The sequence below is a fragment of the Streptomyces ferrugineus genome, assembly GCF_015160855.1.
Lineage (GTDB): Bacteria > Actinomycetota > Actinomycetes > Streptomycetales > Streptomycetaceae > Streptomyces > Streptomyces ferrugineus.
In genome coordinates, this window is sequence record NZ_CP063373.1 from 2,204,428 (window position 1) to 2,221,626 (window position 17,199).

Here is a 17,199-nt window from a genome sequence, read left to right on the forward strand (position 1 = left end):
AAGGGGGCCTGGAGTGACCGCTGAGGCCAGGGAGGCCGGGCCCTCTGAGGACCCCGCCGCCGACGGCGAGCGACCGCTCGACATCGCGCTCCTCACCTATAAAGGGAACCCGTTCTGCGGCGGCCAGGGCGTCTACGTACGGCACCTCTCCCGCGAGCTGGCCCGCCTCGGCCACCGCGTCGAGGTCATCGGCTCCCAGCCCTACCCCGTCCTCGACGACGGCGCCGACTACGCCGACCGCCTCACCCTCACCAAACTCCCCAGCCTCGACCTCTACCGCCAGCCCGACCCCTTCCGCACCCCCGGCCGCGGCGAGTACCGCGACTGGATCGACGCGCTGGAAGTGGCGACCATGTGGACCGGCGGCTTCCCTGAGCCGCTGACCTTCTCGCTGCGCGCCCGCCGCCATCTGCGCGCCAGACGAGGGGACTTCGACGTCGTCCACGACAACCAGACGCTGGGCTACGGCCTGTTGGGGGACGTGGGGGCGCCTTTGGTGACCACCATCCACCACCCCATCACCGTCGACCGCAAGCTGGAACTGGACGCCGCGGAGGGCCGCCGCCGGCGGATGTCCGTACGCCGCTGGTACGCCTTCACCCGCATGCAGAAGCGGGTCGCGCGCCGCCTGCCGTCCGTGCTGACCGTCTCCGGAACCTCCCGCGAGGAGATCGTCGACCACCTCGGCGTACGGCAGGACCGCATCCACGTCGTGCACATCGGCGCGGACACCGACCTCTTCTCGCCGGATCCCTCGATCCGGCGCGTCCCGGGCCGGATCGTCACCACCTCCAGCGCCGACGTCCCCCTCAAGGGCCTGGTCTTCCTCGTCGAGGCGCTCGCCAAGGTCCGCGCCGAGCACCCCGACGCCCACCTCGTCGTCGTCGGCAAGCGGCCCGAGGAGGGGCCGGTAGCGCAGGCGATGGAACGCTACGGCCTCGAAGGCGCCGTCGACTTCGTCAAGGGCATCTCCGACGCGGAACTCGTCGACCTCGTCCGCTCGGCCCAGGTCGCCTGCGTGCCGTCGCTGTACGAGGGCTTCTCCCTGCCGGCCGCCGAGGCCATGGCCACGGGCACGCCGCTGGTCGCGACGACGGGCGGCGCGATCCCGGAGGTCGCCGGGCGCGACGGCGAGACCTGTCTGGCGGTGCCGCCGGGCGACGCGGGGGCGCTGGCCGCCGGGCTGAACCGGCTGCTGGGCGATCCGGAACTACGGGTACGGCTGGGCACCGCCGGACGGGAGCGGGTGCTCCAGCACTTCACGTGGGCGCGCGCCGCCGAGGGCACGGTGGCCCGGTACCGCGAGGCGATCGCCGGCTCCGCGGGCCCGACACCGAGCCGCCCCGCGGCCCCCCAGACCTTCGCCACCAAGCAACTCGCCGCATCCAACCCCGAAAGCAGGGCCACGTGCTGACCGTCGACTTCTCCCGGTTCCCGCTCGCCCCGGGCGACCGTGTCCTGGACCTCGGCTGCGGTGCCGGCCGGCACGCCTTCGAGTGCTACCGACGCGGTGCCCAGGTCGTGGCGCTGGACCAGAACGGTGAGGAGATCCGCGAGGTCGCGAAGTGGTTCGCGGCGATGAAGGAGGCGGGGGAGGCACCGGAAGGCGCCACCGCGACCGCCATGGAGGGCGACGCCCTGGCCCTCCCCTTCCCGGACGAGTCCTTCGACGTCGTCATCATCTCCGAGGTCATGGAGCACATCCCCGACGACAAGGGCGTACTCGCCGAGATGGTGCGGGTCCTCAGGCCCGGCGGCCGTATCGCCATAACCGTGCCGCGCTACGGCCCCGAGAAGGTGTGCTGGGCGCTGTCCGACGCCTACCACGAGGTCGAGGGCGGCCACATCCGCATCTACAAGGCGGACGAACTGCTGACGAAGATCCGCGAGGCCGGCCTCAAGCCGTACGGCACCCACCACGCGCACGCCCTGCACGCGCCGTACTGGTGGCTCAAGTGCGCGTTCGGCGTCGACAACGACAAGGCGCTGCCGGTGCGGGCGTACCACAAGCTGCTGGTCTGGGACATCATGAAGAAACCCCTGGCGACGAGGGTCGCCGAACAGGCCCTCAACCCCCTGATCGGCAAGAGCTTCGTGGCGTACGCCACCAAGCCGCACCTTCCCCAGGTGGCCACCTCGTGACCACTCCCCGGACAGAACACCTCGTCCTGCCCGGGGTCCTCACCGCCGAGCAGGCCGCCGCGACCGTGGCCGGCATTCTCGCCGTACAGCGGGAGGACGGGGCGATCCCGTGGTTCCGCGGGCACCACCTCGACCCGTGGGACCACGTCGAGGCGGCGATGGCGCTGGACGCGGCCGGTGAACACGCCGCCGCCGAGCGGGCGTACACCTGGCTGGCGACCCACCAGAACGAGGACGGCTCCTGGTACGCCGCCTACCGCGACGGCGCCTTCGACGACGTCACCGACACCGGCCGCGAGACCAACTTCGTCGCCTACATAGCCGTAGGCGTCTGGCACCACTACCTCTCCACCGGCGACGACACGTTCCTCGACCGCATGTGGCCGTCCGTCTACTCCGCGATCGAGTTCGTCCTCCGGCTCCAGCAGCCCGGCGGCCAGATCGGATGGCGGCGGGACGAGGACGGCACGGCGACCGCCGACGCCCTGCTGACGGGCTCGTCGTCCATCCACCACGCCCTGCGGTGCGCCCTCGCCATCGCCGAGCAGCGGGAAGAGGCCCAACCCGACTGGGAGTTGGCGGCGGGCGCCCTGCGGCATGCGATCCGGCGGCATCCGGAGCGGTTCCTGGACAAGGACCGGTACTCCATGGACTGGTACTACCCGGTGCTCGGCGGGGCGTTGACGGGGGCCGAGGCCAAGTCCCGTATGGAGGAGGGCTGGGAGCGCTTCGTGGTGCCCGGTCTGGGCGTGCGGTGCGTGGTCCCCAACCCGTGGGTGACGGGCGGGGAGTCGGCCGAACTCGCGCTGGCCCTCTGGGCGATGGGCGAGTCCGACCGCGCGCTGGAGATCCTCCAGTCGATCCAGCACCTGCGGGATGCGGAGAGCGGGCTGTACTGGACCGGGTACGTCTTCGAGGACGACGCGATCTGGCCGCGCGAACTCACGAGCTGGACGGCCGGGTCGCTGCTGCTGGCCGTCGCCGCGCTCGGCGGGGACGAGGCGACCTGCGCGGTGTTCGGCGGGGACCGGCTGCCGACGGGACTGGACCCGGACTGCTGCGCCTGACGGGTCGGGGCCGCGTCAGTGGCGGTGGATCCGGTGGGCCCGATTGGCTATGGCGTGGCCCACGAACAGGTACACCACCGCCGCCAGACCGTAACCGGCCACGACCCTCGCCCACTCCTCGTCGAACGTGAACAGGTCGTGCGACCAGCCCGCCAGCCAGCGGGCCGCGTCATGGATGAACTGGACGAACTCATTGGCGCGGTTCGCGTCCAGCAGGTACATCAGAATCCACAGGCCCAGGATCAGGGCCATCACATCGGCCACGATCGCAATGACCGTGCCGGCCTGATTGGCACCCTTGCCATATCGAGGGGACATGCCCTCCGGGTAGCCCCGAAAGCATGACCGAAACCTGGCGACGCGCTAGGAATTGAGCTCGGCGAGCACCCGCAGGGTACGGGTGTCGGGCGCGAGGACCAACAGATCGGTGACGGGTCCCTTCCGCCACAACTCCAACCGCTCGGCGATCCGTTCACGCGGCCCGACCAGCGAGATCTCGTCGGCGAAGGCATCCGGAACGGCGAGCACGGCCTCCTGCCGACGGCCACCCAGGAACAGCTCCTGAATCCGCCGCGCCTCCTCCTCGTACCCCATACGAGCCATGAGATCGGCATGGAAGTTGCGGGCCGCGTGCCCCATCCCGCCGATGTAGAACCCGAGCATGGCCTTGACGGGCAGCAGCCCCTCGGACACGTCGTCACAGACCTGGACACGGGCGAGCGGAGCGACGACAAACCCCTCGGGCAGCGCGGCGACCGCCTCCCCGTACGCCTCGGGCCGGGACGGCGCCCAGTACAACGGCAGCCAGCCGTCGGCGATACGAGCGGTCTGGGCGACGTTCTTGGGACCCTCGGCGCCGAGGAGAACGGGAAGGTCCGGGCGAAGCGGATGAGTGATCGGCTTCAGGGCCTTCCCGATGCCGGTCCCGTCCGCCCCGCGATACGGATGGGAGTGAAACCGCCCGTCGAGTTCAACGGGCGCCTCGCGGCGGAGCACTTGCCGTACGACGTCGACGTACTCCCGCGTGGCGGTCAGCGGCGACTTGGGGAACGGCCGCCCGTACCACCCCTCCACCACCTGCGGCCCCGACAGCCCCAGCCCCAGCATCATCCGCCCACCGGAGAGATGATCCAGAGTGAGCGCGTGCATGGCGGTGGTCGTGGGGGAGCGGGCGGCCATCTGGGCAACGGCCGTGCCGAGCCTGATCGTCGAGGTCTGGGCCGCGATCCAGGTCAACGGAGTGAAGACATCGGACCCCCATGACTCGGCGGTCCACACCGAGTGGTACCCGAGCCGCTCGGCCTCCTGGGCGAGCGGTACGTGATCCGGGGACGGGCCACGCCCCCAATAGCCGAGCGCGAGCCCGAGCCGCATGCCTGCCTCCTCCGCCTGACGGTGCGTCAGCTAGGACGGCGACGACTGTACGACAACGGCCCCTCACCGGGAAGGGTGAGGGGCCGTCGCGGGGGCCGGTGCTCAGCCGCGCTGAATACCCGAGGTGTCCTGCAGCACACCACGTCGGCCGTCCTGCGTCTGCGCGACCAGGGCCGCGCCGCGCTGCTCGACGGCCAGGTACCAGGTGCCGGGCGCCAGTTCGGCGATCGGGGTCGGCGAGCCGTCCTCCGCGAACAGCGGGCGGGGGACCGGTACGGCGAACCAGAACGGCGAGAAGTCCGCGGCGGGGGCGGGCGTCGGCGTCGGCGCCTGCGGCTGCCCCCCACCGAACGGCTGCCCCGGCTGCGGCTGCCCACCGTAGGGCTGCTGCGGCTGCTGCGCGCCCGGGTAGCCGTAGCCACCGGGGGGCTGGGCGCCGTAGGGCTGGGGGGCGGCGGGCTTGGGGGCGGGGAGGAGGGCGGCCTGGAGGGCGGGGACGAGGGGGGTGGCGATGGCGGCACCGGCCATGAGCAACGTGGCGACGAGGGCCAGGATCAGACCGACGCCGGCGTCCGGGCCGCCGGAGGAGCGGCCGAAGTTGTCGGCGCCCCCGGCGGGGTCGAGGATGTTGCCCAACGCGCTCCACGCAGCGAAGACCATGAAGGCGGCACCGAATTGGCCGAGGTCGAGCCCCGCGACCTTCGGCACCTGCGGGAGACCTCGGGCGACGATGACGAGCGCGGCGCCGATGATTCCCGCGAGTACGACGCCCATGACGACCGCTCCGCTTCCCCACAGGCTGGGGAGGTCGGCACTGTCGGGGACACCGTCGATCGAGTAGAGGTCGAGGAACGACGCGATGAACAGCAATACCGCTGCTCCGATCACCACGCCGTCGCCTCGAGTGAGGGAGCGGATATTCACTTCAGGTCCTTCGTCAGTCGTCTCATCATCGGCATCGCTGGAGGCGTCGCTGTCACCATGTCGCCGTCAGGCCCCGGTGTGAAGCGCGGGGGTGGCCCCTCATCGTAGGGACGACCTTATCGTCCGACCGACGAGGCTGTCCGCCGGGATCAGCCCGTGGACCACTACCCCCGCAGGAAACTCACGATTCCCTCAGAGATCCCTTGCGCCGCCCTCTGCCGCCACGCGTCGCTGGCGAGCATCGCCGCGTCCTTGCTATCGCGCATGTTGCCGCACTCGATGAACACCTTGGGAACCGTTGACAGATTGAGACCGCCGAGGTCCTTACGCGTGACGAGGCCGGTGCCGTCGCCGACGTAGTTGGAGGGGGTGCTGCTCGTGGCGCGGACGAAGGAGCCGGCGATGCGCTCGCCGAGGTCGCGGGAGGGGGTGACGATGGGGCCGGTGTCGGCGGCGCCCTCGTTCACCTTCGCGGGGAGGATGACGTGGAAGCCGCGTTGGCCGGTGCCCGCGCCGTCGGCGTGGATGGAGACGACGGCGTCGGCCTTCGCCTTGTTGCCGATCTCGGCCCGCTCGTCGATACAGGGGCCCCACGGCCGGTCGCCGTCCTGGGTGAACTCGACCGTGGCGCCCTGCTTCTCCAGCAGTGTGCGCGTGCGGTGGGCGACGTCGAGTGTGAACTGGGCCTCTGTGTAGCCGTCGTTGGTGGAGGTGCCCGTCGTATCGCACTCCTTCCAGTTCGTGCCGATATTCACCTTGCGGTTGATTTCGGCCGTGTGCTGGAAGTTGTTCGGGTTGTGCCCCGGGTCGATGACGACGACCTTGCCCCTGAGGGAGCCGGAGCCGGAGACGGAGGCCGAGGTGGAGTCCGCGGTGGGGGTGGGGCCCGGGGGCTTGTCGTCGTTCGTGGAGGAGGTCGTCGGCGTCGAGCTCGACTCGGCCGCTGACGGCCGTGCGGCCGCGTCGCCGGGGCCGCCCACCGCCTCGTACACCATCCATCCGAGCAGTGCCCCGGGCACGAGCGCGGCGGCGGCCACGGTCAGGGCGCGCGGGCGGCGGCTACGGCGGGGCTGGTGGGGATCGAAGTCCGGACCTACGTACGACACGGCTGCCACCTTACGGGCCGACCGCGGCGGTCGCCGGAAGGCGCGGTCGAGCCACGCGGAGTTCAGGCGGCTGTCCCTGAGGAGCAGCTTCGGGATCGTATCTGGTGCAGGAATGCTGTACCGGTATGGTACGTTGATCCGGTACATTTCGGAAGGAGAGTGTGGGACATGTCGATAAGCGCCACCGAAGCCAGGAAAACCCTGTTTCCCCTCATCGAGCGTGTCAACACCGATCACACCCCTGTCAGGATCAGCTCGAAGAGCGGCGACGCCGTGTTGATGTCCGCCGACGACTACGACGCCTGGCAGGAGACCGTCTACCTGCTGCGCTCCCCCGCCAACGCCCGACGCCTCATGGAGGCGGTCGCCCGCGACAAGGCAGGTGAGGCGGGAGTCACGAAGTCGATGGATGAGCTCCGCGAGCTTGCCGGAGGCGAGGCGTGAGGAGCGTGTCATTCGATCCGGACGGGTGGGAGGACTTCCTGTACTGGCTTGCCTCCGACCGCAAAACGGCACGGAGAGTCACACGGCTGATCGGTGAGATTCAGCGCACGCCGTTCGAAGGCATCGGCAAGCCGGAACCGCTGAAGGGCGAGCTGTCCGGGTACTGGTCCCGCCGGATCGACGACGAACACCGTTTGGTGTACCGGGCAGACGACAAAGAAGTGAAGATTCTCAAAGCCCGCTACCACTACGGCTGAGACATGAGAATGGCGGGGCTGCTGCCCCGCCCCCGTTCGCCACAGCACGCGCAGCGAGTCCGTGACCGAGATCTCGGTGAACGCCCCGGAGGCGAGGGCCCTCAGGTAGATGCGGTACGGGGCCTGCCCGGTGAACTCGTCCTTCGGGATGGGACGTGCGGAGCGGGGGACATCCGGCCCAGCCGCACGGCGTGGGGTACTGGCGACCGGGCCAGGGCGGTTCATACAGGTCCGCGCCGCACCTTCCGGTAATCCTCGTATAGCCGATCGCCTGTCTCACACGGGAGGTTGGTGTTCTCGCCCGCCTCGTTCACGGCCAGGCAGGTCCGGCACGACGCCCCGTGCTCCAGCATGCGCCGGTACGCGGCCTGCTTGGGGCTCTCTTCCAGAGCGGCGATGAGTTGCTGAAGCGCGGAGGCCAGAGCCCGGTCTTGGCATCGTCGCTTAGTAGGGCTCACGGCCGCCTCCGCATTCGCCGGGGCTCGTGATGGTTGCGGATCTCGATGTTGATGTCTGACATGCGCGACAGGTCGCCTCGCCCGGCGGCCTCCGCGCGCTGATGGGCAAGCGCCTGGCACACCCCGCAATCGTCCGGGGGACCGGGATTGCCGAGTGGGAGGCCCAGGGTGACGGGCGGGTCCATGGTCGTCTTCATCCGATGGCCTCCGCTGGCCCCGCTGCCTTGGCCGTCTGGCTGCCGCTGCGGACCGATGGCGGTGTCCGCTTCGCGGCGACGGCAAGGACGTGGGCGATGCGATAGGCGCACGCCGCTTCCCCTCCGGCCTCGCCGATCTCGTAGTCGAATCCGGTGACGTACCGTTCGGTCTTGACGAGAATCTCCTCAGAGAGGTGGCTGTTCAGGGGGTTCGCCACGTCCAGCCGCGTTGCAGTGTCGTCCACGGTGACCCGGAGGCGCGTTTCTCCAGGCTGCCGGCAAGTCGTTGCAGGTCGTTGATGTCCACACTCAGACGATCCCAACGGCAGCCCGTCGGGCGACATATGACAACCTATGACACGGAGTTGATCACGCGGACGATGGCGATCACGGGGACCCGGAACACGGGACACCGGAGCCTCAACGAGTACGCCCGGCTCTTTGCCGGCTACCTCGGACCATTCGCCAACGGCGCGCACTTCTACATCGGTGGGGCGAAGGGCATCGACAGCCTCAGCCTGCTGTGGCTCGCCGGAAGCACGACCGCCGACATCACGATTGTTGTACCGGGCACCGTTGACCAGCAGCCGGCCGTGGCAGAGCAGGCGGTTACTCTTACGCGTGGCCGGATCAAGAAGATCGTCGAACTTCGTGCATCGGAGCTGAAGCCGCCCGCTTACCACGCCCGAAACCGATGGATGGTCGACCACGCGGGCATGACGATTGGCTTCCCGCACGGTGACGAGCCGTCATCGGGGACGTGGCAGACCCTCAACTACACAGCCGGTCAAGGGAAACCGCGGCTGATCGTCCCCGTGTAGCCGCCGATTGCTGCACCATGTGCGGTATGGACGGCAGAGCCGCGGGGGCGGCACGGCTGAAGGCGCTGCGGCATCGGCGCGGCCTGTCGCTTGCCGCGCTCGCTCGCGCGCTCATCGCCCTCGCCGAGAAACTGCACCAGCCTCCATTGCCGTCCATGGTCAGCGTGCAGCGATCCGTCGCCCGATGGGAGTCGCCAAAGCCGACGGCACCCGACGAGCGGCACCAACTGCTCCTCGCTCACCTTTATGCGAGCACGCCCACGGGTGAAGTATCCGTCGGCGCAGGCTCCGACTTCGCCGAGTACCTGCACGCTCTCGGCCTCCTTGGGGAGAGTGAGCGGCGGACCGCGGAGCTCCGCACACTCGTCATGCGTGCCGCCACCGACGGGTGGGGGCATGCTTGCTCTCCTTGCCCCGACCGTCCAGGCCCGGATCAGTGCAGCCCTTGAGAACCCGGAGCAGACGGAGGAGGAGACCATCATGGGATTGGCCTCCGTGGTGTGGGACGTGAACGCGGAGGTCGGCAGTCTGCCCATGGTGCGGCTGCAATTGCTCCTCGCTCCCGCCATCGAGACATGCCGCCGCCTTCTCGACGGCCCGGTCCCCGAGCCCCTCATCCCGCAGGTCCGTGAGGTTGCGGTCGCCGCGGCGACACTGTCCGGTCGTCTGGCCTTCGAGACCCGCGACGACACGGCCTCCCGTGCGCTGTATGCCGAGGCGGCCCGCGAGGCGGGTCGGCTCGCGCAGAGGTGGTGGCAGGCCAGCGTGCACATGAGCCACGCCCTGGTGACTCTCTGGGCATGAGCAGCAGGCGCAGGCCGCGCTCGGGCTTGCCTGGTACGACATCGAGACCGACCACACCGACGACCCAACGCCCACGTCGTTCTCGCCGGGGCATCTGCGCGGCTTCGAGGGCGTATGCGAGCTGTACGTAGGGGACGCGGGAGCCGCGCCCGATCGGTTCGCCCGGTCCGTCGAGGCGCTGTCGGCACCCCGGGAACATGAGCAGCGCGCCATCGTCACCACTGATCAGGCTCTCGCGCGGATTCGGCTCGGTGAACCCCGCGCGGCGGCTGAGCTGCTGCACGAGTGTGTGGGCGCAGCGTCGGCGACAGGTGGCCGGGTGCCAGCACTTCGGCTCCGCCAGGCGCGGCGGGAACTACGCCCGTGGCGGCGGGAGGATTGGGTGGCGGACCTCGACGACCACCTGATAGACGTGCTCGGCGCCTGATCGGAAGAGGCTGACGTACGGCGGCGCCTGGCCCTCGGCGTGGGGGCACGGGTCCTCAACCGTCAGGACTTCGGCCCGCATACGGTGATCTCGATGGGTGCTGATCGCCGGCAAGGAACGGCCACACCCCCGCGACCAGCCCCGCCTCACGGAAACGGCCCGCCGGAAGACCCGACGGACCGTCAAGAAATGCCGAGGCTGAGCGCAGGGCTTACGTCACTGCCGGATCAGTGCACGCGTACCGAGGCTTCTCAAGCCGACCTGTCTCTGGGGAAGGGTTACGCGTGGCCGTAATCGGACCACTTGCAGCGGAGATTTGCTCCATCCTTCCTGATGCAGAGCTTGATCCAAACGACTGTCCCCTCTTTCACGTTCTCGGTATTAGTGCGGCAATTCCCTCTGCCGCCAGCAGAGGTGGACTTGATGAATGTGCCGTGACCGTTGTAGACGTTCTTATAGAGGCCAGCCCACGCTCCGTAACCGTCGGCCAAGTTGTCGCAAACGGTCAACTCATCGCCATAGGCCTTGAAGGCGGCCGTCGCGTTGATGTCAATCTGCGTGTCCCACAGACGTATCCATGCGCTCGTATCCCCGTCAGCGGCGCTTGCCGATGGCGCCGTCAACAGTGAGGCGCCCATAATGAGAGCACTCAACGCTGTGAGCTTAGTGATTCTAGATTTGCGGTTCACCGATCCCCCTATTCGAATTGGGCGAGGCGTACGCCTCTGTGATCACGCACTCTACATGGAGTGTTCGAGTAGGGGACTTCGTCGACCTGCGCTGTGACCAATTCCACTTCTGAGAACAGAGGGGAGAGAATTAAGTGCCGAAACCTTCCTCTGGTACGTTTTTTACCTTCTGCCCGATCTGTTGCATGGGTATTTCAATGAATCTGGAGGCCTCGAATAAAAGGCGCCGTTCTCGCTCAGTATGGTCGCGGATGAGAAAGTATTCACGATCGGAATGCGTGAAATTCCGGCGAGTCACCCCTTTGAAGATCGCGAGTGAGCGGCGTCGAAAGCTGCAATCACGGCCGCAGGATCTTCGTCATATGTGAGGTGTGGTTTGTCCGGCTCGGGGGAGCGAAGCGAGTGCGGTACCGCCGAAGGGTGCTCTCAGGGAAGTGGATCGAGCTGGGATTGCATGCGTGAGACTCGTTGCGCTTTGAATCCTTGGCCAGAGCTCATCATGATCGGGTTCCGAGATATACAAGCACCGGAGTTGCGCTGGCGTCAGTTGCGATGGCCCGCCACCGGCTGGGGTCATCTGGGAGTCAGAAGCCATGGTCAACCACGAGGTTGCGGCCTCCACCCCGTGCAGGCCATGACGCCGCCACATCGAGCGGCGAGAGTCAGGGCACTGTAGCGGCCGGCGACGGAGGGCCATGCGGCGCCGGGGCTTGACTCGCTCACGGTCGCCTGCGGCACCTCAGATCACCGCCCCCCGTCCGCTTCAGCACCCGCAGCGAGTCCGTCGCCGAGACCTCCGTGAACGCCCCGGACTCCAGCGCCCGGAGGTAGACGCGGTACGGGGCCTGGCCGGTGAACTCGTCCTTCGGGTCGGGGAACACGTCGTGGATGACCAGCAGCCCGCCCTTGGCGACATGCGGCGCCCAGCCCTCGTAGTCGGCGTTCGCGTGCTCGTCGGTGTGGCCGCCGTCGATGAAGACCAAGCCGAGGGGGGTGCCCCAGACCTTCGCCACCTGCGGTGAGCGGCCCACCAGGGCCACCACATGCTCCTCCAGGCCCGCCCGGTGCAGGGTGCGGCGGAACGTCGGCAGCGTGTCCATCAGGCCGAGCTCGGGGTCGACCGTCTCCGGGTCGTGGTACTCCCACCCCGGCTGCTGCTCCTCGCTGCCGCGGTGGTGGTCGACCGTGAGGGCGGTCACCCCGGCCTCACGGGCGGCGTCGGCGAGCAGGATGGTGGAGCGGCCGCAGTACGTGCCGACCTCGAGGAGAGGGAGACCGAGGCGCCCCGCCTCCACGGCCGCCGCGTACAGGGCCAGCCCCTCGCCCGTGGGCATGAAGCCCTTCGCCGCCTCGAACGCGGCCAGGATCTCGGGCTTGGGGGCCGGGGCCATGGGGGTCCCTTTCGGTCGTGCGGGTGTGTGGGTGTGTGGGCGTACGGGTGTGTGGGCGCCCATCGTGCACCACGCCCCCGTCGCCGGGGACGACGGGGGCGTGAGGTGCGTCGGTTAGGGGATCAGGCCGTGACCGTCTCGCCCGGCAGCGCCAGGTCCACGTCCACCGCGCTGACGTCGCCCGCGTGCGTCGCGGACGCGGCCAGCGGTGCGTGGCCGTCGGCCCGGGCGGCCAGGACGTAGGCGCCCTGGGCGGGGACGGTGAGGGCGTAGCTGCCGTCGGAGGCGGAGAGGGTGCCGCCGGCCTGGCGGCCCCGGCGGTCGATCAGGGTGACCTTGGCGCGGGCCACCGGGGTCCCCTGGGCGTCCAGGACCCGGCCGCGGAAGCCGCGCAGGGCCTGCTCGGCGTGCTCCAGGTTCGCGTCCTCCTCGCTGCTGGCGCGCAGCTGCGGGCGGGCCGCGGCCGGGCGCTGCTTCGGCAGGAACAGGGCCATCAGCAGGCCGATCGCCACGGCGGCCGTCGCGATCAGGAAGGCGACGCGGAAGCCGTGCATGGTCGGGATCTCGATGCCGCCGACGTTGTTCGCGGTGTTGGCCAGCACCATGCCGATCACGGCGCTCGACACCGACGTACCGATGGAGCGCATCAGCGTGTTGAGGCCGTTCGCCGCGCCCGTCTCGGAGGCGGGGACCGCGCCGACGATCAGGGCGGGGAGGGAGGAGTAGGCCAGGCCGATGCCCGCGCCGAGGACCACCGAGATGACGAGGCTCTGCCAGGGGGCGCTCATCAGGCCGAGGCCGGCGCCGTAGCCGATCGCGATGATCAGCATGCCGAGGATCAGGGTGGTCTTGGGGCCGTACTTCGCCGACAGGCGGGCGTAGACGGGGGCGGTGAACATCATCGTCAGGCCGAGCGGGGCGACCAGCAGGCCGGCTACGACCATCGACTGGCCGAGGCCGTAGCCGGTCTCCTTCGGCAGCTGGAGCAGCTGGGGGAGGACCAGGGAGACGACGTAGAACGAGACCCCGACCATGATCGACGCGAGGTTGGTGAACAGGACGGCCGGGCGGGCCGTGGTGCGCAGGTCGACCAGGGGGGCCTTGGTGCGCAGCTCGTAGACGCCCCAGACGACGAGGACGACGGCCGACGCGGCGAACATGCCGAGCGTGATGCCGGACGTCCAGCCCCAGTCGCTGCCCTTGGTGATCGGCAGCAGGAAGAGGACGAGGCCGGCGGAGAGGCCGAGCGCGCCGGGGAGGTCGAAGGTGCCTTCCGCGCGGACCTTGGACTCCGGTACGACGAGGAGGGTGAGGGCGATGGCGAGGGCGCCGAGGCCGGCGGCGCCGTAGAAGAGGGCGTGCCAGTTCGCGTGCTGGGCGATCAGGGCCGCGGCGGGCAGGGCGAGTCCGCCGCCGACGCCGATCGAGGAGCTCATCAGGGCCATCGCCGAGCCGAGCCGCTCGCGGGGCAGCATGTCGCGCATCAGGCCGATGCCGAGCGGGATCGCGCCCATGGCGAAGCCCTGGAGGGTACGGCCGGCGATCATCGGGATCAGGTCGCTGGTGAGGGCGCTGACCAGCGCGCCGATCACCATCACGGCCAGGCTGGATATCAGCATGCGCCGCTTGCCGTAGAGGTCACCGAGGCGGCCCATGATGGGGGTGGCCACGGCGCCCGAGAGCAGGGTGGAGGTCAGGACCCAGGTGGCGTTGCTGGGCGCGGTGCTCAGCAGTTGCGGGAGGTCCTTGATGACCGGGACGAGCAGGGTCTGCATCACCGCGACGACGATGCCCGCGAAGGCGAGGACCGGGACGACGGCGCCGGAGGTCGCTCTGCCGGTGGGCTGGTCGTTCGTCGTTTGTGTCATGTGTAGCTCGAACTCCGTCTGCCTGGGCAACTATTCCGATGCTTTGAGACACTAACGAATTCTTGACCTTCTCTTGGCCTAACGGGACCCGGGGAGGCGGGAGGACCGAGAGGCCGGGGGTGGGCGGGCCTAGGTCGTTGGTAGAGCCGGGACTAGGCCGAAATCCCGATGCCAGGAGCGTCGGGTCGTTGAGAACATGACGCGCATGCTCGCTGCCGCCGACACCGCCGATGCCGCCCGCGCCCGCCGCCGTACCGCGCCTCCCACCTGGCTGGTGGTGGCGCTCGCGTGCGCGGGGCAGTTCCTGGTCGTGCTCGACGTGTCGGTCGTGAACGTGGCGCTGCCGTCGATGCGGACCGGTCTCGGGCTGGACGCGCAGGGCCAGCAGTGGGTGGTCAACGCGTACGCCATCGCCTTCGCCGGGTTCATGCTGCTGGGCGGGCGGGCCGGGGACCTGTACGGCCGTAAGCGGATGTTCCTCGTCGGGCTCGGCCTGTTCACCCTGGCCTCGCTGGGCGGCGGGCTGGCCCAGCAAGGCTGGCAGCTGCTGGTCGCGCGGGCCGTGCAGGGACTCGGCGCGGCGGTGCTGGCGCCCTCGACGCTGACGATCCTGACGGCGGCGGTGCCGGAGGGGGCCGCCCGGGCGCGGGCGATAGGGACCTGGACCGCCGTCGGGGCCGGGGGCGGTGCCGCGGGCGGGCTGGTCGGCGGGGTGCTGGTGGACGTGCTGTCATGGCGCTGGGTCCTGCTGATCAATGTGCCGGTGGGGGCCGTGGTGCTGGCCGGCGCCGTGCTGTGGCTCGCGGAGAGCCGGGCCGGGGAGCGGCGGCGGCTGGACCTGCCGGGGGCGGTGCTGGTGACGGCCGGGCTGGCGACCCTCGCCTACGGCATCTCGCAGACGGAGGCCGCGGGCTGGACGGCGACCGCCACGGTCGTGCCCCTGCTCGCCGGTCTCGCCCTGCTCGGCGCCTTCCTCGCCGTGGAGGCGCGTACGGCGGCTCCGCTGATGCCGCTCGGGCTGCTCCGGGTGCGGGCGGTGGCGTCGGCGAACGTGGCGATGCTGCTGAGCGGTTCGGCGATGTTCTGCATGTGGTTCTTCATGACGCTGTACACGCAGAACGTGCTCGACTACACCCCGCTGGAGGCCGGGCTGGCGCTGGTGCCGAGCTCACTGGCCGTGATCGTGGGCTCCAAGCTCGCGCCGCGGCTCATGCGGCACATGGGGGTGCGGTACGTGGCGGTCACGGGGTCACTTGTGGCGGCGGTCGGCTTCGGCTGGCAGTCGACGCTGGGCGTGGAGGGCGCGTATCTGACGTCGATCATGGTGCCGGGCATCCTGATGATGCTGGGCGCGGGCCTGGCGGCGACTCCGCTCGCGGCACTGGCCACGTCCGGGGCGCGGCCGGGGGAGGCGGGACTGGTCTCCGGGCTGGTCAACACCTCGCGCACGATGGGCGGTTCCCTGGGGCTGGCGGTCATGGCGACGATCGCGGCGGCGCGTTCGGGCGGCAGCGGGGCGCCGGGGGCGCTGACCGACGGGTACGCGCTGGTGTTCCGTACGTCGACGGGGGTGCTGCTTGCGGGGGCGGTGCTGATGCTGCTGTGGCTGCCGAGAAAGCCTTCCGCGGGCTCCTCCGGGACGGCCCCCGCGAACTCTGCTGAGAAGTCCTCGGCGAACGCTTCCACGAACTCTTCCACGAACTCTTCCGGGAACTCTTCCGGGAACTCTTCCGGGAACGCTTCCGCGAACTCTTCCGGGAGCTGAGGCAACGATCCGGGTGGTCCATGGACTCCTTTGAATATCTAGGGAGGTGCCCATGGGGGATCGCAAGGCGGCTCGGGACACGGAGTTCCAGAGCTTTGTCATCGGCCGCTGGCCGCGGCTGCTGCGGACGGCATTTCTCCTCACGGGGGAACAGCACGCCGCGGAGGACCTGGTCCAGTCGACGCTCGAACAGGTCTATGTGGCCTGGCGCAGGGTCGGCTCGGCCGAGGACCCGGAGGCCTATGTACGGCGCGTGATGATCAACGCGCACGCGCGCAAACACCGCAGAAGGCTCAGGGAGTTCCTGGCGCCCAAGGACGACTCGGGCCTGGCCCGCGAGGTGCCGGACACCGGCGACCGCATCGCCCAGGCCGACGACCGCGACGCCCTGCTGGCGGCGCTCGCCCAACTGCCGCCCCGGCAGCGGGAGGCGGTGGTCCTGCGGTACTGGGAGGACCTGACCGAGACACAGACGGCGGAGGCGATGGGCTGCTCCGTCGGCGCGGTCAAGAGCAACGCGGCCAAGGGGATCGCGAAACTCCGCGCCATACCGGGACTGGCCGAGATGGTGACGCAGGGAGGACGGAGCCGATGAGCGCGGACCGGGAGACGAACCACGGCATGAGCAGCCACGGCATGAGCGGGCACGGCATGAGCGGCCATGACATGACCAATTCGGACATCGCCCTCCTGCTCGCCGACGCGGCGGACGAGGTCGAGATCGGTATAGCCCCCTACGACGCGGTGCTGCGTGGCGGCCGCCGCCGCAAGGCCCGCCGCTGGGCCGTGGCGACTGCGACGGCCCTGGTGCTGGTGGGCTCGGCGGGGACGCTCGCGGTGGCGGGGATGCCGGGCGGGGAGGGTGACCGGGGGGCGGCGGTGGCGACACAGCCGGTGACGACCGTGGCGCCGGAGCTGCTCAGGCCCCGGACGACCGTTCTCGCGAGCGGAATCGACAAGGGCAGGGCGTGGCGCGTCGACGTGGATGTGTGGACGGCACCGCGCGACGAAGCCGAAGCACGCGCCCAGCTGGAGGCGATCGCCTCGTACGAGGGGGCGCCACCCACGGGCATCAGCAAGCCTGCCGAACTGGTCGGCAAGAGTGCCTACTTCGCGCACAGCAGCATCGGGAAGGACGGCTCGGCGTTCATGGAGAACACGGTTCTCACGTCGGAGATCCTTTCGGGCACGGACATCCAGGCCGCCGCTTTCCCCCTGGAGCGGGGCTCCGGCGGCCCTCAGCGCCTGGTGGTCGGCCAGGTCGCCAAGACCGCCCGGGAGGTGACGTGCACTTGGCGGGACGGCACGGCGACCGTCGTCCCGGCCGTGCCGAAGGGCGAGCTCGCCCCTGCTCTCAACGACGACCCGGTCATCCGCCCGGTCCAGGGCTCTCCTGCGAACTGGTTCGTGTGCCTGGCGCCGGACGGGACGTCCTACGAGGCGGTGGAGGTGACGAAGTAGGAAG

At 69.7% G+C, this 17,199-nt stretch carries 19 protein-coding genes and 1 pseudogene; 10 read left to right on the plus strand and 10 right to left on the minus strand.

The window, feature by feature from the left end; translation table 11 throughout:
• Nucleotides 1–13 precede the first annotated feature (13 nt).
• From IM697_RS10035 to IM697_RS10045, 3 genes are read left to right on the plus strand one after another with little or no spacing between them, the layout of a single operon-like run.
• The gene (locus IM697_RS10035) at nucleotides 14–1,414 is read left to right on the plus strand and encodes a glycosyltransferase family 4 protein (RefSeq protein WP_194046702.1); all 1,401 of its coding nucleotides are present in this window, start codon (nucleotides 14–16) and stop codon (nucleotides 1,412–1,414) included.
• Nucleotides 1,408–2,142, plus strand: a complete 735-nt coding sequence (locus tag IM697_RS10040) for a class I SAM-dependent methyltransferase (RefSeq protein ID WP_194046704.1) — start codon at nucleotides 1,408–1,410, stop codon at nucleotides 2,140–2,142. The genes IM697_RS10035 and IM697_RS10040 overlap by 7 nt, the downstream gene beginning before the upstream one ends.
• Nucleotides 2,139–3,209: a prenyltransferase/squalene oxidase repeat-containing protein gene (locus tag IM697_RS10045; protein WP_194046706.1), complete on the plus strand. Its 1,071-nt coding sequence runs from the start codon at nucleotides 2,139–2,141 to the stop codon at nucleotides 3,207–3,209. Before IM697_RS10040 ends, IM697_RS10045 begins: the two co-directional genes overlap by 4 nt.
• Before the next feature lie 15 nt (nucleotides 3,210–3,224).
• Here IM697_RS10045 and IM697_RS10050 read toward each other — a convergent pair whose 3' ends face one another.
• From IM697_RS10050 to IM697_RS10065, 4 genes are all read right to left on the minus strand, one after another.
• Nucleotides 3,225–3,527, minus strand: a complete 303-nt coding sequence (locus IM697_RS10050) for a hypothetical protein (protein ID WP_194046708.1) — start codon at nucleotides 3,525–3,527, stop codon at nucleotides 3,225–3,227.
• A gap of 45 nt (nucleotides 3,528–3,572) precedes the next feature.
• Entirely contained in the window at nucleotides 3,573–4,583 is a 1,011-nt protein-coding gene (locus tag IM697_RS10055) for an LLM class F420-dependent oxidoreductase (protein WP_194046710.1), read from the minus strand.
• 102 nt (nucleotides 4,584–4,685) lie between these two features.
• Entirely contained in the window at nucleotides 4,686–5,507 is an 822-nt protein-coding gene (locus IM697_RS10060) for a hypothetical protein (RefSeq protein ID WP_194046712.1), read from the minus strand.
• Nucleotides 5,508–5,671: 164 nt separating this feature from the next.
• Nucleotides 5,672–6,613, minus strand: a complete 942-nt coding sequence (locus IM697_RS10065) for an N-acetylmuramoyl-L-alanine amidase (protein ID WP_194046714.1) — start codon at nucleotides 6,611–6,613, stop codon at nucleotides 5,672–5,674.
• A gap of 168 nt (nucleotides 6,614–6,781) precedes the next feature.
• Here IM697_RS10065 and IM697_RS10070 point away from each other — a divergent pair, with 168 nt between their 5' ends.
• Both IM697_RS10070 and IM697_RS10075 read left to right on the plus strand, forming a co-directional pair.
• On the plus strand, nucleotides 6,782–7,057 hold the full coding sequence (locus IM697_RS10070; protein WP_194046716.1) for a type II toxin-antitoxin system Phd/YefM family antitoxin: 276 nt from the start codon (nucleotides 6,782–6,784) through the stop codon (nucleotides 7,055–7,057).
• Nucleotides 7,054–7,314, plus strand: coding sequence for a Txe/YoeB family addiction module toxin (locus tag IM697_RS10075; RefSeq protein WP_194046718.1), 261 nt, complete (start codon nucleotides 7,054–7,056; stop codon nucleotides 7,312–7,314). The genes IM697_RS10070 and IM697_RS10075 overlap by 4 nt, the downstream gene beginning before the upstream one ends.
• 24 nt (nucleotides 7,315–7,338) lie before the next feature.
• Here IM697_RS10075 and IM697_RS44545 read toward each other — a convergent pair.
• The 3 genes and pseudogenes from IM697_RS44545 to IM697_RS10085 all read right to left on the minus strand — a co-directional run.
• Nucleotides 7,339–7,467, minus strand: a pseudogene (locus IM697_RS44545) (class I SAM-dependent methyltransferase); the annotation flags it as partial.
• Nucleotides 7,468–7,768: 301 nt separating this feature from the next.
• A complete protein-coding gene (locus IM697_RS10080; RefSeq protein ID WP_194046720.1) occupies nucleotides 7,769–7,969 on the minus strand; it encodes a hypothetical protein in 201 nt (66 codons plus the stop codon).
• Entirely contained in the window at nucleotides 7,966–8,214 is a 249-nt protein-coding gene (locus IM697_RS10085) for a hypothetical protein (RefSeq protein WP_194046722.1), read from the minus strand. Before IM697_RS10085 ends, IM697_RS10080 begins: the two co-directional genes overlap by 4 nt.
• A 135-nt stretch (nucleotides 8,215–8,349) precedes the next feature.
• On the opposite strand from IM697_RS10085, the gene IM697_RS10090 reads away from it, so the two are divergent.
• The gene (locus IM697_RS10090) at nucleotides 8,350–8,790 is read left to right on the plus strand and encodes a hypothetical protein (protein ID WP_194049660.1); all 441 of its coding nucleotides are present in this window, start codon (nucleotides 8,350–8,352) and stop codon (nucleotides 8,788–8,790) included.
• Between the two features lie 396 nt (nucleotides 8,791–9,186).
• Nucleotides 9,187–9,594, plus strand: a complete 408-nt coding sequence (locus IM697_RS44550; RefSeq protein ID WP_228044607.1) for a hypothetical protein — start codon at nucleotides 9,187–9,189, stop codon at nucleotides 9,592–9,594.
• A gap of 705 nt (nucleotides 9,595–10,299) precedes the next feature.
• On the opposite strand, the gene IM697_RS10100 is transcribed toward IM697_RS44550, so the two are convergent.
• The 3 genes from IM697_RS10100 to IM697_RS10110 all read right to left on the minus strand — a co-directional run bounded on the left by IM697_RS10100 (nucleotide 10,300) and on the right by IM697_RS10110 (nucleotide 13,969).
• On the minus strand, nucleotides 10,300–10,674 hold the full coding sequence (locus IM697_RS10100) for a hypothetical protein (RefSeq protein ID WP_194046724.1): 375 nt from the start codon (nucleotides 10,672–10,674) through the stop codon (nucleotides 10,300–10,302).
• A 755-nt stretch (nucleotides 10,675–11,429) separates the two neighbouring features.
• Nucleotides 11,430–12,101, minus strand: coding sequence for a class I SAM-dependent methyltransferase (locus tag IM697_RS10105; RefSeq protein ID WP_194046726.1), 672 nt, complete (start codon nucleotides 12,099–12,101; stop codon nucleotides 11,430–11,432).
• Nucleotides 12,102–12,223: 122 nt separating this feature from the next.
• The gene (locus IM697_RS10110; protein WP_194046728.1) at nucleotides 12,224–13,969 is read right to left on the minus strand and encodes an MFS transporter; all 1,746 of its coding nucleotides are present in this window, start codon (nucleotides 13,967–13,969) and stop codon (nucleotides 12,224–12,226) included.
• Nucleotides 13,970–14,165: 196 nt separating this feature from the next.
• On the opposite strand from IM697_RS10110, the gene IM697_RS10115 reads away from it, so the two are divergent.
• Genes IM697_RS10115 through IM697_RS10125 form a run of 3 tightly spaced genes read left to right on the plus strand, consistent with a single transcriptional unit; the run spans nucleotide 14,166 to nucleotide 17,195 of the window.
• Entirely contained in the window at nucleotides 14,166–15,734 is a 1,569-nt protein-coding gene (locus IM697_RS10115) for an MFS transporter (protein WP_194046730.1), read from the plus strand.
• A gap of 52 nt (nucleotides 15,735–15,786) precedes the next feature.
• The gene (locus tag IM697_RS10120) at nucleotides 15,787–16,329 is read left to right on the plus strand and encodes a SigE family RNA polymerase sigma factor (RefSeq protein ID WP_194046732.1); all 543 of its coding nucleotides are present in this window, start codon (nucleotides 15,787–15,789) and stop codon (nucleotides 16,327–16,329) included.
• On the plus strand, nucleotides 16,326–17,195 hold the full coding sequence (locus IM697_RS10125; RefSeq protein ID WP_194046734.1) for a hypothetical protein: 870 nt from the start codon (nucleotides 16,326–16,328) through the stop codon (nucleotides 17,193–17,195). The genes IM697_RS10120 and IM697_RS10125 overlap by 4 nt, the downstream gene beginning before the upstream one ends.
• The last annotated feature ends 4 nt before the right edge of the window (nucleotides 17,196–17,199 follow it).

Coding starts and splice junctions, on each gene's coding strand:
- IM697_RS10050 (WP_194046708.1), bottom strand. CDS start 3,527: ATGTCCCCTCGATATGGCAAGGGTGCCAATCAGGCCGGCACGGTCATT.
- IM697_RS10055 (WP_194046710.1), bottom strand. CDS start 4,583: ATGCGGCTCGGGCTCGCGCTCGGCTATTGGGGGCGTGGCCCGTCCCCG.
- IM697_RS10070 (WP_194046716.1), top strand. CDS start 6,782: ATGTCGATAAGCGCCACCGAAGCCAGGAAAACCCTGTTTCCCCTCATC.
- IM697_RS10080 (WP_194046720.1), bottom strand. CDS start 7,969: ATGAAGACGACCATGGACCCGCCCGTCACCCTGGGCCTCCCACTCGGC.
- IM697_RS10090 (WP_194049660.1), top strand. CDS start 8,350: ATGGCGATCACGGGGACCCGGAACACGGGACACCGGAGCCTCAACGAG.
- IM697_RS44550 (WP_228044607.1), top strand. CDS start 9,187: ATGCTTGCTCTCCTTGCCCCGACCGTCCAGGCCCGGATCAGTGCAGCC.
- IM697_RS10105 (WP_194046726.1), bottom strand. CDS start 12,101: ATGGCCCCGGCCCCCAAGCCCGAGATCCTGGCCGCGTTCGAGGCGGCG.
- IM697_RS10110 (WP_194046728.1), bottom strand. CDS start 13,969: ATGACACAAACGACGAACGACCAGCCCACCGGCAGAGCGACCTCCGGC.
- IM697_RS10115 (WP_194046730.1), top strand. CDS start 14,166: ATGACGCGCATGCTCGCTGCCGCCGACACCGCCGATGCCGCCCGCGCC.
- IM697_RS10120 (WP_194046732.1), top strand. CDS start 15,787: ATGGGGGATCGCAAGGCGGCTCGGGACACGGAGTTCCAGAGCTTTGTC.
- IM697_RS10125 (WP_194046734.1), top strand. CDS start 16,326: ATGAGCGCGGACCGGGAGACGAACCACGGCATGAGCAGCCACGGCATG.